At 60.0% G+C, this 370-nt stretch carries 1 protein-coding gene; it reads right to left on the bottom strand.

Translation table 11 applies throughout. The features are described from left to right. A partial coding sequence (gene tnpB / locus AC1DKD_RS42485; protein ID WP_477144900.1) for an IS66 family insertion sequence element accessory protein TnpB occupies positions 1–231 on the bottom strand: 231 nt, incomplete at its 3' end. Positions 232–370: the final 139 nt, after the last annotated feature.

A 370-nucleotide genomic window follows, 5' to 3' on the forward strand; every position in this document is an offset into this window, starting at 1 on the left:
GCGTGAAGCCACGCTGGGCTGCGTGAAGCCACGCTGGGCTAGCGTCGCCGGCGAAGGAAACCGGCCGCGCGAAAGCCGCTTGTACCACAACGCGAAGCCGGTGCGGTCCCAATACAGAATCTTGACCTTCGATCGATCGCGGCCGACGAAGACAAACAGGTGGCCCAACAGGGGATTCTTGGCCAGCAACGGCTCCACCAGATACGACAGGCCGTCGATGGACTTGCGCATGTCGACCGCGTCACGGCAGATGAAATGTATTAGCTGGGACTCGATCTGACAGATAGTCGGGCTGTTGAATCGAGAAGCGCGACTCAATGCGGGATCAGTTTCTCCTTGGCGAGTTCCAGCGAGTCGAGGAAGGTGCGCA

The sequence above is a fragment of the Cupriavidus sp. 05T313 genome (genome assembly GCF_056396665.1).